The sequence below is a fragment of the Pseudoduganella sp. GW821-FHT12E03 genome (assembly GCF_058807115.1).
In genome coordinates this window covers 904,479-918,894 of sequence record NZ_JBXAQJ010000001.1, presented here as the reverse complement: position 1 = coordinate 918,894, position 14,416 = coordinate 904,479, and the positions used below count along the sequence as shown (strand labels likewise).

The window sequence follows — 14,416 nt, the reverse complement described above, 5'->3', positions numbered from 1 at the left end:
CCCTACGATATCGGCATGGCGGCTCCTGCCAACGCGGCAACCGCCTTAGGGAGTTACCGCCGGTGCACCAGCCGGTACAGCACCGGCAACACCAGTAAGGTCAGCGCGGTCGACGACAGGATGCCGCCGATCACCACCGTCGCCAGCGGCCGCTGCACTTCGGCTCCGGTGCCGGTGGCCAGCGCCATCGGCACGAAGCCCAGCGACGCCACCAGCGCCGTCATCAATACCGGCCTCAGCCGCGTCAGGGCGCCGCGCATCACCGCCAGCTCCAACGGCATCCCTTCCTCGCGCAGGGCGCGGATGCAGGCCAGCATGACCAGGCCGTTCAGCACCGCCACCCCGGACAGCGCAATGAAGCCCACCGCGGCGGAAATAGACAACGGGATATCGCGCAGCATCAGCGCGGCAATGCCGCCGGTCAGGGCGAATGGAATGCCGGTAAACACCAGCAAGCCATCCTTGATGTTGTTAAACATGGCAAACAGCAAGGCCAGCACCAGGAACAAGGCCAGCGGCACCACCACTTGCAGGCGCTGGGTGGCTGATTGCAGTTGTTCAAACGTGCCGCCCCAGCCAGTCCAGTAGCCCGGTGGAATTTTGACGCCGGCCGCCAGCGCGCGCTCGGCGTCCGGCACAAAGCTGCCGATGTCGCGTCCCCGCACATTGGCGCTGACCACAATGCGGCGCTTGCCGTTTTCCCGGCTGACCTGGTTCGGGCCGGGCGCGAAGTCCAGGGTGGCCACTTCGGCCAGCGGGATAAAGGCGGTGCCGGCGCCATCCTGACGCGGGATCGCAATGGGCAGGCGGCCCAGCGCATCGACGTCATTGCGCAGTGCTTCCGGCAAGCGCACGATGATGCTGAAGCGGCGGTCGCCCTCGAACACGGTCCCGGCATGCTGGCCACCGGTGGCGGTGGCCAGCGCTTCCTGCACGTCGGCGATATTGAGGCCATAGCGGGCCGTCTTTTCCCGGTCGATATTGACCGTCAACATCGGCAAGCCGCCGGTTTGCTCGACCTTGACTTCGGTGGCGCCGGGCACGCGCTGCAACACGTTCGCCACCTGTTGCCCGGTCGCCGCCAGCACATCCATGTCATCGCCATAGATTTTCACGGCGACGTCGCTGCGCACGCCGGAAATCAATTCATTGAAGCGCAACTGGATCGGTTGTGAAAATTCATACGCGTTGCCCGCGTACAGTTCCGCCTCGTCCTGGATCGCATCGATGAGTTCCGCGCGGCTGCGTTTCGGTTTGGGCCACGCGGATTCCGGTTTCAGCATGATGTAGCCATCGGAAATGTTGGGCGGCATCGGGTCGGAAGCGATTTCCGCCGTGCCGGTGCGGGCGAAAATACGGTCGATTTCCGGGAACCTGGCTTTCAGGCCGGTTTCCAGTTTCATTTGCATGTCCAGCGATTGCGTCAGGCTGGTGCCGGGGATGCGCAGCGCCTGCAGGGCGATGTCGCCTTCATTCAGGCTGGGCACGAATTCACGGCCCATCCGTGTCGCCAACAAGCCCGACAGTACTACCAGCACTACGGCGCTGGTGACCACCAGTGCAGTGTGATCGAGCACCTTGGCCAGCAGCGGCTGGTAGGCGCGGCGCGCCAGGGCCATCAGGCGGTTTTCCTTTTCCTCCACGCGCTGGCCGATAAACAGGGCCACCGCCGCCGGCACGAAGGTCAGCGACAGGATCATCGCCCCCGCCAGCGCCGCCACCACGGCAAACGCCATCGGGTGGAACATTTTGCCCTCGACACCGGACAAGGCAAAGATCGGCAGGTACACCACCATGATGATCAACTGCCCGAACAGCAGGGGCCGGCGCGCTTCCTTGGCGGCGGCAAACACTTCCTGTAAACGCTGTTCCAGGCTCAAGGCCCGGCCTTGCGCCTGCTGCGCATGGGCCAGGCGGCGCACACAGTTTTCCACGATCACCACCGCGCCATCGATGATGATGCCGAAGTCCAGCGCTCCCAGGCTCATCAGGTTGGCGCTGATCTTGTAGCTCACCATGCCGGTGAAGGTAAACAGCATCGACAGGGGGATCACCATCGCGGTGATCATGGCCGCCCGCAGGTTGCCGAGGAACAGGAACAGCACCACGATCACCAAGACCGCGCCTTCCAGCAAGTTCTTTTTCACGGTGGCGATGGCCTTGTCCACCAAGACCGTGCGGTCATACACGGGGATGGCTTTGACGCCCGCCGGCAGCGTCTTGTTCACGTCCACCATTTTTTTTGCGACCGCCTGCGCCACGGTGCGGCTGTTTTCGCCAATCAGCATGAAGACCGTCCCCAGCACCACTTCGCGCCCGTTTTCCGTGGCCGCGCCGGTCCGCAATTCACTGCCAAGCTCCACCGCCGCCACATCGCGCACGCGGATCGGCACCCCCTGCACGTTGTCGAGGATGGTGTTGCGGATATCGTCCAGCGAGTGCACCTGACCGGGCGCGCGCACCAGGAACTGTTCACCGCGCCGCTCGATGTAGCCGGCGCCGACATTGCCATTGTTGCGTTCGATCGCTGCCACCACCTGCTTCAAGGTCAGGCGGTAGGAGCTGAGCTTGGCCGGGTCCGGCGTGATGTGGTATTCCCTGGCGTAGCCGCCGATCGAATTGATTTCCGTGACCCCGGCCACCTGGCGCAATTGCGGCTTGACGATCCAGTCCTGGATTTCCCGCAAGTCCGCCGGGGTGTAAGGCTGGCCGTCGGCCTTTTTCGCGCCCGGTGTACTTTCCACGGTCCACAGGAAGATTTCACCGAGCCCGGTGGAAATCGGCCCCATGGCCGGATTGACCCCGGCCGGTAAATGATCCCTGGCTTCCTGCAGGCGCTGGTTGACCAGTTGCCGCGCAAAATGGATGTCGGTGCCATCCTTGAAAATGACCGTCACCTGGGACAGGCCATAGCGCGACAGCGACCGGGTCTGCTCCAGTTTCGGCAAGCCCGCCATCACGGTTTCCAGCGGGAAGGTGATGCGCTGCTCCACTTCCAGCGGCGAATAGCCGGCGGCCGTGGTGTTGATTTGTACCTGCACATTGGTAATGTCGGGCACCGCGTCGATCGGCAAGCGCTGGTAGCTGTACACGCCGAGCGCCGCCATTCCCAGCACGGCCAGCATCACCAGCCAGCGGTGGCCGATGGCCAGTTGTATGATCCGTTCAAACATGATCGACCTCCCGCTCAGTGCTCATGGCCGGCGCTGCCTTTGGCTTGCTGCGCCTTCACCACAAAACTGCCCGCCGCCGCATAGGCCGCGCCGGCCGGCAAGCCTTCCAGGATTTCCACCATGGCGCCGTCGGTCACGCCGGTGCGCACCGGATTGGCCTGGAAGCCCTGCGCGGTTTGACGGAAGACCACTTGCTTGCCGTCGACCGTCTGCACCGCGTCGGATTGCACCGCGACCGGCGCCTGGCGCACGCCTTGCGCCATGGCGACATTGACGAACAAGCCGGGACGCCACGCCATCTGCGGGTTGGCGATCACGACCCGGGCCTTGGCGGTGCGGGTTTGTTCCCCCAGCAGGCTGCCGACGTAGCTGATCTTGCCGGTGGCGGTGGAGCTGGTGGTGGTGGACTGGATCGTGACGGGTTCGCCGGTGCGCACCGCCTCGATGTCGCGCGCCGCCACATTGACTTCCACCCACACGGTGGACAGGTCGGACAGCAGGAAGACATTGGCGTCTTCCTTCACGGCTTCCCCGAGCGCGATATGCTTTTCCACCACCACGCCGTCAAACGGCGCACGCAGCACATACCGGTTCAGCGCACCCTGGTTGCCATTGCCATTGCCATTGCCATTGCCGCCCGCACCCAGTGCATCGAGTTTGGCGCTGGTGCTTTGGGCCTGGATTTGCGCTTCGTGGAACGCCTGGCGCGCCTGCAGGTAATCCTGTTCGGCCGAGATCTTGTCTTGCCACAGCTTCTTTTCCCGTTCATACGTCAATTGCGCCAGCGCCAGCCGTTTTTGCGCCGCCAGCTGGGTACTGCGCAATTCCGCCAGTTCGGGGCTGGCAATCACGGCCAGCACCTGGCCTTTTTTGACGTGCTGGCCGAGATCGGCCTGCACCGATTCCGCCACGCCCGGCAGGCGCGGCACCACGTGGGCGGTGCGGTCTTCATTGAATTTCACTTCGCCGGGAAATTGCAGCACGGTGCCGATGCCGGCCGGTCCGGCCTTGGCCAGCACGATGCCGGCCGCACGGATTTGCTCGGCGGTCATGGCGACCTGGGCGGCTTCTGCCGGGCCATGCGGCGCGCCGTCCGGACGTTCCGCATGCTCCGCGTGTTCCGCTTGCGGCGCATGCCGGTCAGGACCGTCCTTGTTCCAAAGGAGGATGGTGGCGCCCAGCACCAGGCCGGCCGCGATAACGCCCAGTACGGGCTTGATGGATTGGTTCATTTGATGGTCACGTAACGTTGCAGGTCGGCGATGGCCCGATAGCGCCCGGACAGGGCGGCCAGGTATTGCGCACGGGTCTGGGACAGCGTGCGCTGCGCATCGAGGACATCGAGGAAATTGAATTTGCCGAGTTCGAACCCGGTCATGGCCGCATCGAGCGCGCTTTGCGCGGCCGGCAGCATGTCGGTGCGGATGGTGTCGATCTGCTGTTGCGCCACTTCGGCGCGCAGGTAGGCGTCGGCCAGCGCCTGGCCGGCTTCCAACCGCACCACGTCGAGTTGCAGCGCGGCTTGTTCCGCACGGCGCAGCGCCGACAGCACATTGCCCTGGTTGCGGTGGAACACGGGCAGGGGAATCGCCACGCCGACCACGGCCTGCGAGCGGCCCTGGTCATAGTCTTTCTTGTTGCCGAGCGTGACGGTCAGGTCCGGCAGGCGCTGCGCCCGTTCGAGGCCGGCTTGCGCCTGTTCCCGTTCGTGGCGGGTGCGCGCCTGCCGCAGTTGCGGCGCCGCTTCCAGTCGCGCTTCCAGCATTTCCAGCGGCGGCAATGCCGTCCCATCGGGTTCGGGATGTGCCAGGCGCTGCTGCAGCGCGTAGGGACTGCCCCACATCGCCGCCAGGCGCCGCCGGGCGCTGGCCAGGTCGGCATTGGCTTGCGTCAGTTCCAGCCGGGCATGGGACGTGGCCACATTGGCCCGCGTGGCTTCCACCGGCGACACCTTGCCGGCGGTCACGCGCCGGTTGGCCGCATGGCTGGTTTTCAGCGCCAGCTCCAGTGCGCCCTGCGCCAGTTCGACACGTTCCTGGGCTGCCAGCGCATCAAAGTAGGCGGCCGTCACGTCGGCGCGCAGTTCCGCCGCCTTGACGTACACCTCGTCGGCGGCCAGGGTCCGGTCCAGCTCCGCCACCGCGATGCGGGCGGCGCGTTTGCCGCCCAGTTCCAGCGGCTGGCTGAGTTGCACCGTTTGCGTGCGGTTACCATGGGACGCGCCTTCGCGCAGCACGGACAGTTCGGGATTGGGCAACAGGCCGGCCTGCTGGCGGGCGCCGTCGGCAATGGCAATACCGGCGCCGGCCGCGCGCAGGGCGGGATTGGACGACAGGGAAAGGGCGATGGCCTGTTCCAGCGTTAATGTCGGCTGGATCAGCGCCAGATTGAATGTGGCATTGGGTGCCGCAGGGGATACCGGATCGGGTACCTGCGGGGCGGCCGCATGGGCGGCCAGGGGCAGGCACTGACCTGACAACAGGACCGTGGCGCCCAGCATGATGAATCTGGATCGCATGGATTTCACTCCGAAAGAGGACGTCGAAGACAATCCGGCGGCGAGAGGGCTATGCAGCGTTCAGGCTATGCAGCGCGTGAGCGATGCGGCAACGGGGCACGCGCGGTCGCGCATGCCACTTGTGCAGCTTGGCTCAGCTTGCTTGGCTCGACTGAAAGAGGTGAAACAGCCGCCGGGCTTAAGCGGCGGCGCGCCACTGGGGGCGTTCAGGTGGCGGGGTGTAAGCCGAGGAGGGCGTGGACAGCGGCATGGTTTGCCGCTGTCCGGCCAGCGGGGCATGGGCCAGCGCCGTGTCCAAAGTCGCCGGCGCCAGCGGCGCATGGGAACAGGACGAACAATCGGTATGGGGCGTCAGTTTTTTCGCCAGCGACGGCGAGCTATCTTTCGCCAGGTCGGTGTCGTCGGGGTGCCCGGTATGCTGGTGGTGGCCGAAGTGCTGCGCGGCGCGGCCCGATTCGTGTCCGCAATAGACGCTGATCGCCATCCAGCTGAACTGGAGTGCGACGATTGTCAGCATGAAGAACAGGAACTTACGGGCCATAGCGGCGCAGTATAGCATGGGCATTTGGCGCCCTGAAATGTGAAATTCATATGAAAAATGTTTGGTAAATCGTCACATCTTCGACTATGCTTCGCTCCAGGTGATATCGGGAGAGACTGTCCGCCCAGTGCGAGGACAGCGCCGAAGGAGCAACCGCCCCGGAAACTCTCAGGCAAAAGGACCGATACCACATTCACACTCTGAAGAGCTGCCGGAAGTCGTCGCCCGGTGCACCGAAGGAGCAAGCATCGAACTGCCACGGCAGGGGCATGCGAAATCTCTCAGGTCCAGAACAGAGGGGGTGTCTCTTGCGTATCCGCGCAGGGACCCTCTTTTGACTTCTGGAGTCTCGAGCATCATGAAAACAATTGCTGTTATCGGTGGCGGCGTCACCGGGATCACGACCGCCTATGCGCTGGCAAAACAAGGTTTTGCCGTCACGGTATTCGAACGCAACCGCTATCCCGCCATGGAAACCTCGTTCGCCAATGGCGGCCAGCTGTCGGCCTCCAACGCGGAAGTCTGGAACCACTGGTCGACCATCGTCAAAGGCGTGAAATGGATGCTGCGCAATGATGCGCCGCTGCTGGTCAATCCCAAGCCGTCGTGGCACAAATTCAGCTGGTTCGCTGAATTCATGGCGGCCATCCCGTACTACCGCAGCAACACCATTACCACGGCGCGCCTGGCCATCGCCGCGCGCGAACACCTGTTTGAATGGGCCCGCGCCGAGCGGATCGATTTCGACGTCCGCCGCCAGGGTATCCTGCACATCTACCGCGACCGCGCCGGGTTTGACCATGCGCGCGCGGTGTCGGGCATGCTGGCCGAAGGCGGGCTGCAGCGGCAAGCCGTGACGCCGCACGAGATGCGCCAGATCGAACCGGCGCTGCAGGGTGACTATTACGGCGGTTTTTACACGGAGAGCGATGCCACCGGCGACATCCACAAGTTCACCACGGCCCTGTCGGACGCCTGCCTGCGCCTCGGTGTTGGCATCCGCCTGGGCCAGGACGTGCGTTCGCTGTCGAGCAAGGATGGCCGTGTGGAAGTCGCGACGGTCCAGCTGGGCTTCCGCCAGGTCGAGACCTTTGACGGCGTGGTGGTGTGCGCCGGCACCGCCAGCCGCACCTTCGCCCACATGCTGGGGGACCGGGTCAACATTTATCCGGTCAAAGGCTATTCCATCACGGTCCACCTCGATGACGCGGGCAGCCAGGCCGCCGCGCCGCAGGTCAGCCTGCTGGACGACGCCACCAAACTGGTGACCAGCCGCCTCGGCGTCGACCGTTTCCGGGTGGCCGGCACTGCGGAATTCAACGGTTTCAACCGGGACATCCGGGCCGACCGCATCCGTCCCCTGACCGACTGGGTGGCGCAATGCTTCCCTGGCATCAAGACCAACCGCGTGGTGCCGTGGGCCGGTTTGCGTCCGATGATGCCGGACATGCTGCCCCGGGTCGGTCCCGGCTGCGCACCGGGCGTGTTCTACAACACGGGCCACGGCCACCTGGGCTGGACCCTGTGCGCCGTCACGGCCGACATGGTGGCCGGCATGATGGCGTCCACCCGCGAGCGGCAGTGTCCCGTGTCGCTGCTGGCGCCAGGCCGCGCCTGACCCGTTCCGGCCGGTGGCGCCTTCCCCTGCCGCCGGCCTGTCTACCCAATTTTTTTGAAGGAAACCGTTGATGGACATGAGTGTGTTTGACCTTTTCAAAGTCGGCATTGGCCCGTCGAGTTCCCATACTGTCGGGCCGATGGTGGCGGCGCGCCGCTTTTTACTTGAATGCAAGCGGCTGGACAAAGCCGTGGCGATTGAAGTGGCTCTGTATGGTTCGCTGGCGCTGACCGGTGTCGGCCATGCGACCGACAAGGCCGTGATCCTGGGCTTGCTGGGCGAGACTCCGCCGGGTGTCGATCCGGATGCGGTCGATGACTTGCTGGCGCAAATTGAACTCGATGGCCAGTTAAAACTGCTTGGCGCCTATCCCGTGCGCTTTACTGCCCGTAACAACCTGGTGTTCCACAAGACCGAGAGCTTGCCGGAACACCCGAACGGCATGCGGTTTACGCTGACCCTGGACGATGGCAGTTTTGTTGAACGCGTTTTTTTTTCAGTAGGCGGCGGCTTTATTCGTGAAGCCGGCGAAGCGCCGCTCGCCCAGGGAACCGATGGCGCCGTGCCGGTGCCGTACCCGTTCCACAACATGGGGCAATTGCTGCGGCATGGCCGCGACAGTGGGTTATCGATTCCCCGCATGTTGCGCGCCAATGAATGCGCCCGCATGGAAGACGCCGCGCTGGACGCCGGGCTGGATCGCCTCTGGCAAGTGATGAGCGGCTGTATCGCCCGTGGCCTGGTGACGGAAGGCCCGTTACCAGGCGGCTTGAACGTCAAGCGCCGCGCCGCCCGGCTGTGGCGGCAAGTCAATGAAGCGGGTCCGGACGCTACCCATGCGCGGCCGCACGATGCAATGCACCAGGTCAGCCTGTACGCGATGGCGGTCAACGAGGAAAATGCCGCGGGCGGCCGGGTGGTGACGGCGCCAACCAATGGCGCGGCCGGGATTATTCCGGCGGTGCTGCGCTATTACGTCGAATCATGCAAACCGGCAGACCCGGAGCAGGGGGTACGGATCTTCCTGCTGACGGCGGCCGCCATCGGCATGCTGTGCAAGCGCAACGCATCGATTTCCGGCGCGGAAGTCGGCTGCCAGGGCGAGGTCGGCGTGGCGTGCGCGATGGCGGCGGCGGGATTGGCGGCGGCGCTCGGCGGCAGCAACGAGCAAATCGAAAACGCCGCGGAAATCGGGATCGAACACCATCTCGGCATGACGTGCGACCCGATTGGCGGCCTGGTGCAGATTCCCTGCATCGAGCGCAACGGCATGGGCGCGATCAAGGCCATCACCGCAGCGACGCTGGCGCTGAAGGGCGACGGCACCCATATTGTCAGCCTCGACGAAGTGATTGAGACCATGCGCCAGACCGGCGCCGACATGCTCGACAAGTACAAGGAAACGTCGCTGGGGGGACTGGCGATCCACGTGGTGACGGTGAATCACGCGGCGTGCTAGCACCGCCTTGCCGGCCACCGTCGCGTTGGCCGGTGGCGCCGGGTACAGGCGACCGCAATGTTGCTCAGGCAGTAGGCGCAATGGCGGCGCCGGCGTTTTCCGCAGCCCCCGGAATCTGTGCCATCGCATGCTCGGCCAGCGCCGTGATGGTCAGCGAAGGGTTGACGCCGGGATTGGCCGGCATGGCGGCGCCATCGCAGACCAGCAGGTTGCGGTAGCCGAACACGCGCAGGCTGGCGTCGATCACGCCGCAACCGGCATCGGCGCCGATCACCGCGCCGCCCAGCAGGTGGGCGGTGGTGGGAATGTTGGCGGCGGCTTCGAAGATATTGCTCTGGGCGATACCGCCGGTCTGCGCGGCCAGCCAGGCGGCGGCCGCATTGCCGGCGGCGATGAAGGTGGGATTGGGCCGGGCGGCGTCCTGTTCCGTGCTCAGGGCATAGCCGCGGCCGAACCAGCGTTTACTGGCGCGCAACGCGATGGCGTTATCCAGCGCCTGCATCACCAGGAACATGGTGGTGCGCTCGCTCCAGCCGACCGGCCACAGGGTTTTCAGGCCGCGCAGCGGGTGGCGCAGCAAGCCGCTCAGCCAGGTCAGCGGCCGGGTCAGGCGCGTGCCGTCGCCGACCAGGCAGGTGTACAGTAGTGACATGAAATCCCCTTTGCGGCCCAAGGTCACCAGTTCGATATGGGTGTCGGCGTCGACATGGATGCTGCCGCTGATTGCCACGTCGTTCCAGGTGCCGATGTCCTTGGGCAGGCGCACGGTGAGGATGGATTCGCTGTTGGTGCGCACCAGTTCACCGAGACGGTCGCTGATGCGCGGCAGCGAGCCGCCATGCTTCAGGTTGGCGAGCAGGCGGTTGCTGCCCAGGGTGCCCGCCGCGATCACCACGCCGCGCGCGGTGAAGGTCTTGCGGTCTTTGAAACACCACGCGCCGGGGCGTTCGGTGGTGACAACGTAGCCTTCGCTGCCGTCCGGCGCGCCGGCTGGCGTGACATCGACGACCTGGTGCCCGGGCAGGATGGCGGCCCCGCGCTTTTCGGCGAACCACAGGTAATTCTTCACCAGCGTGTTCTTGGCGCCGACGCGGCAGCCGACGCTGCAAGCGCCGCAGCGGATACAGCCGGTGCGGGCCGGGCCTTCTCCGCCAAAATACGGATCGGGGACGGTCTGGCCCGGATTGCCGAAGTACACCGCGCAAGGCGTCGGCCGGAAACTGTCCGGGGTGCCGTAATGGCGGGCGATCCGGCGCAGCAACTGCTGGTTGGTGGAGTCGAACGGTACGTTATTGACCCCCAGCATGCGTTCGGCGGTATCGTAGTGCGGTTGCAGCACCGCGTTCCAGTTGGCCAGGCCGCGCCACTGTTCATGGGCGAAGAATTCGGGCTTGGCACGGTACAGCGTGTTGGCGTAGACCAGGCTGCCGCCACCGACGCCGGAACCGTTGGCGACCAGGACATCCTTGAACGGCGTCAGCCGCAGGATGCCCCGCAGGCCCAGCATGGGCGCCCACAAGAAGCGGCCCAGCTGCCAGGTCGAGCTGGCGAAGTCCTCGTCGCGGAAGCGGCGGCCGCACTCGAGCACGCCGACCCGGTAACCTTTCTCCGCCAGGCGCAGCGCCGACACGCTGCCGCCGAAGCCGGAACCGACGATCAGCCAGTCGTAATCGTATTGCTTGCTTGCCATGTCGCTGGCACTCCCCGTTCGATTGTTTGCGGCGGCGCGCGCCGTGTTCAGTGCGTCCATTCCAGTTCGTATTGCAGGCACAAACCCGCCATCGCCTTGCGCACAGCGGCCTCCAGGTCGGCAAGCCGGTCCGCGCCGGCGCGGCCGCGAATGCGGGCGACCGTGCCATGGCGTTCATGGGCCGTGACGGCGACGTCAAACGTGCCCTGATCGCCACCGAGGCCGCGCAACAGGTCACACAAGACCATTTCGGTGGCCTCGAAGCGCAGCCGTGGCTTGAACGTCTTGCCCACGGCCGTGACCGGCAAGGCGTCGCGCACGAAGACGTTGACGGGGATGGCGGCCCGTTCCGGGATGGCGGCCCTGGCATGGGCCAGCAGCTCGTCGCCGGTCGCGGCCATGCCAGCCCGGAGGACCACGAACACCACCGGCAGCTCGCCGGCATAGGCGTCGGGCTTGCCGACCGCAGCGGCGAACTGGACGGCGGGATGGCGCAGCATCGCGTCCTCGATCATCGCCGGTTCGATGTTGTGGCCGCCACGTATGATCAATTCCTTTTGCCGTCCGGTCAGCCAGACATAGCCTTGCCCATCGATCCGCGCCAGGTCTCCCGTGTTGAGCCAGCCGGGGGCGGCCCAGATGCCGCGATTGGCGGCTTCGTCCCGGTAGCCGGGAAACACGTTGGCGCCACGGATCAGCAGCGTGCCGATTTCATCGGTGGCGCAATCGCGCAGCCATTGGCCATCGGTGACGATGGCTGTCTTCACATCCTGGTAAGGCAGGCGCAGACCGATCGAGCCGTTATGGCGCTGGCCGTCGCGCGGGTTGACGGTGCTGACGCAGGTGCCTTCGGTCAGTCCATAGCCCTCGAGGATCTTGATCCCGGTGCCCGCCTCGAAACGGCGGATGATCTCGGGCGGCATCGCGGCGGCGCCACAGAGCGCATAGCGCAGCGTGCCCACCTTGGCGTCGCCGACCGGCACGCCCAGCAGCGCCGCGAACACCGTCGGCACGGCGGAAAAGAAGCTGGCCCCGAATGTTTCGACCGTGCGCCAGAAGTTGGCCAGCGCGGATTTCTGGCGGAAGCCGTTGGCACCCAGCAGGATCACATGGGCGCCGTTCATGAACGGCACCAGGCCGGTGACGATGACGCCATTGACGTGAAACAGCGGCAATCCGCACAGCAGGCTGTCCCGCGCCGTCAAGCCGCACATCAAGCCGGCTGAACTGGCGTTGGCCAGTTCGTTCAAGTGGGTATGGCGCGCGACCTTGGGCAGGCCGGTGGTGCCGCCGGTATGGAAACAGGAAGCCATATCGCCGCGCTGGATGGACCGCCCGCTGAGCAGGCGGCCGGCCGGCTGGCGCGCCAACGCGGGACCGAAGGCTGGCAAATCGGGCGCCAGGTCGTGTGGCTCGCCGACCAGCAGCACGGTCGTCAAGCTGGGCACCTCGGCGCGTATCGCGTCGATCTTGCGCCACAATGGCTCATCGGCCGCAGGGCCCAGGGTCACCAGCACCCGGGCTTCGACCGCGTTCAGGATATGGGCGATCTGGGCCGGTTCCAGCATGGGATTGACGGCATTGACGATACCGGCCGCTTCGCCGCCCCATATCGTGTAGTGGGTTTCAAGCAGATTGGGCAACGCATACGACACGACATCGCCGGCGCCGATGCCCAATTCGCCGAACAGGTTGGCGGCCTGGGTCACCTTGGCCAGCAATTCCCGGTAAGTGATGGTGTGCGCGTCGGCGTCGGGATCGCCATCGGGCAGGAAGCTCAGCGCCGGGGCGTCGCCAAAGCGCTCGGCCCCGCGCCGGATCACATCGTAGGTGCTGTGGAGTCCCTCCAGCCGTTGCTCCAGCGGCACGGCTTCCAGTGCCTCGATGTCGGCAAGCGATGCGATGCGGGGCAGTGTCGTGATGCCGCTCATGGCTGCCCCGCTTTCCGGGCAAATGCCTCACCGTAAGGCGTGCCGCCCAGCGACGCATCGCCCTTGCCGGCATAGAAATTCATCCACATGCGCTGGAACGCGCCGCGCCAACCGAGATTGACTGGCGGATGGAACCATTGCGTCGGGAACAGGCGCGCGCGCTGGAACACCGATTTTGCGTGCGACAGTTCGCGGAAGCCTTCCTCGCCATGGTAAGTGCCCATGCCCGAGTTGCCGGTGCCGCCAAAGGGCACCGCCGCATTGACGGTATGCCAGCCCCAGTCGTTGATCGTCACGCCGCCCGAATGGGTACGCTTGATCACCGCGTCGCGGCGGCCACTGTCGCTGCTGAAGCAGTACAGCGCCAGCGGGCGGGGGTGGTCGTTGACGTAATTAATCGCCTCGTCGAAGCTGCCGTAGCTCTTCACCGGCAGCAGTGGGCCAAAGACTTCCTCGTGCGCGATCTCCATGTCGTCGGTGATATTCGCCACCACGTGCAGCGGCATTTGCCGGCCGCCATCCCAGGCGCCCAGCGCGGTCACTTGCGCACCCTTGGCTTTCGCATCGGCCAGCAATTGCTTGATGCGGGCCAATTGCCGATCGTCGATCAGGGACGCATAGTCCGGCTGGCCGCAGGCCCCGCCCGGGAACATCTGTGTAAAGGCTTGTTTCGCGGCCGCGACAAATTCCGCCACCGCCTTGGCCGGCACCAGCGCGTAGTCCGGCGCGACGCAGATCTGGCCGCACATGGTCGCCTTGCCGTGCACGATGCGCCGTGCGGCGTCGCCGACCGGGTAGTCGTCACAGACGATGGCCGGGCTCTTGCCGCCCAGTTCCAGCGTGACCGGCACGAGGTTGTCCGCCGCCACCCGCGCAACGATGCGGCCGATGCGGGGCGACCCGGTGAAGATCAGGTGGTTGAACGGCAGCTCCGTAAAGCCCGTGGGATTGGCCAGCTCTTCGCCAACCACGGTCACGAGGTCTTCCGGAAAAATCTCCGCCAGCATGCGCTTGATGACGGCGTTGCAATGCGGCGTCACCTCGGGCAGCTTGATCATGGCGCGGTTGCCCGCCGCCAGCGCCGCCGCCAACGGCCCCAGCGACAGGTACAGCGGCATGTTCCAGGGCGTCACGATGCCGACCACGCCCTTGGGTTGATAGGTAACCTGCAGCTTGTTCGGTCCCGCAAACATCCATTCCGGCATGCGGCTTTTCGGGCGCATCCATTTCGTGACATGCTTGCGCGCGTGATCGAGCACCCACAGGGTGCCGATCACTTCGACCAGGCGCGACTCGAACTGCGGGCGGGCGCCGAAATCGGCATGCGCGGCATCGGCAAACACGTCCTGGTAACGGGAAATCTGGGCCTTCAGCTGTTGCAAGTGTTGCTTGCGCTCGGCGGCACTCGGGTAGGGGTGGGCGCGGCAGGCGCGCTGCAGGGCCTCGAGTTGCCGGCTAAGTTCATTCGTCGTTGTCATGCTTGTCT

General features: G+C 65.4%; 9 protein-coding genes and 2 riboswitches. Of the genes, 2 read left to right on the top strand and 7 right to left on the bottom strand.

From position 1 onward, the window contains the following. Positions 1-53: 53 nt before the first annotated feature. The 4 genes from AC1RRC_RS03555 to AC1RRC_RS03540 all read right to left on the bottom strand — a co-directional run bounded on the left by AC1RRC_RS03555 (position 54) and on the right by AC1RRC_RS03540 (position 6,232). A complete protein-coding gene (locus AC1RRC_RS03555) occupies positions 54-3,173 on the bottom strand; it encodes a CusA/CzcA family heavy metal efflux RND transporter (protein WP_493053873.1) in 3,120 nt (1,039 codons plus the stop codon). A gap of 14 nt (positions 3,174-3,187) precedes the next feature. Further along, entirely contained in the window at positions 3,188-4,405 is a 1,218-nt protein-coding gene (locus AC1RRC_RS03550) for an efflux RND transporter periplasmic adaptor subunit (protein ID WP_493053872.1), read from the bottom strand. Continuing rightward, positions 4,402-5,691, bottom strand: coding sequence for a TolC family protein (locus AC1RRC_RS03545; protein ID WP_493053871.1), 1,290 nt, complete (start codon positions 5,689-5,691; stop codon positions 4,402-4,404). Before AC1RRC_RS03545 ends, AC1RRC_RS03550 begins: the two co-directional genes overlap by 4 nt. A 178-nt stretch (positions 5,692-5,869) precedes the next feature. Beyond that, positions 5,870-6,232: a hypothetical protein gene (locus AC1RRC_RS03540; protein ID WP_493053870.1), complete on the bottom strand. Its 363-nt coding sequence runs from the start codon at positions 6,230-6,232 to the stop codon at positions 5,870-5,872. Between the two features lie 97 nt (positions 6,233-6,329). Continuing rightward, positions 6,330-6,426, top strand: a riboswitch (glycine riboswitch). Between the two features lie 2 nt (positions 6,427-6,428). Continuing rightward, positions 6,429-6,532: riboswitch (glycine riboswitch) on the top strand. Positions 6,533-6,590: 58 nt separating this feature from the next. Here AC1RRC_RS03540 and AC1RRC_RS03535 point away from each other — a divergent pair. Then, entirely contained in the window at positions 6,591-7,850 is a 1,260-nt protein-coding gene (locus tag AC1RRC_RS03535) for a D-amino acid dehydrogenase (RefSeq protein ID WP_493053869.1), read from the top strand. Between the two features lie 70 nt (positions 7,851-7,920). Next, complete coding sequence (locus AC1RRC_RS03530) at positions 7,921-9,309, top strand: L-serine ammonia-lyase (RefSeq protein WP_493053868.1); 1,389 nt, start codon at positions 7,921-7,923, stop codon at positions 9,307-9,309. 64 nt (positions 9,310-9,373) lie between these two features. On the opposite strand, the gene AC1RRC_RS03525 is transcribed toward AC1RRC_RS03530, so the two are convergent. The 3 genes from AC1RRC_RS03525 to AC1RRC_RS03515 are packed head-to-tail and all read right to left on the bottom strand — an operon-like array spanning position 9,374 to position 14,408. Continuing rightward, complete coding sequence (locus AC1RRC_RS03525; RefSeq protein WP_493053867.1) at positions 9,374-10,999, bottom strand: GMC oxidoreductase; 1,626 nt, start codon at positions 10,997-10,999, stop codon at positions 9,374-9,376. 47 nt (positions 11,000-11,046) lie between these two features. Beyond that, positions 11,047-12,930, bottom strand: a complete 1,884-nt coding sequence (locus AC1RRC_RS03520; RefSeq protein ID WP_493053866.1) for an acyl-CoA synthetase — start codon at positions 12,928-12,930, stop codon at positions 11,047-11,049. Then, positions 12,927-14,408 (bottom strand): coniferyl aldehyde dehydrogenase, encoded by a 1,482-nt coding sequence (locus AC1RRC_RS03515; RefSeq protein ID WP_493053865.1) that lies wholly within the window; start codon positions 14,406-14,408, stop codon positions 12,927-12,929. The genes AC1RRC_RS03520 and AC1RRC_RS03515 overlap by 4 nt, the downstream gene beginning before the upstream one ends. Positions 14,409-14,416 lie beyond the last annotated feature (8 nt).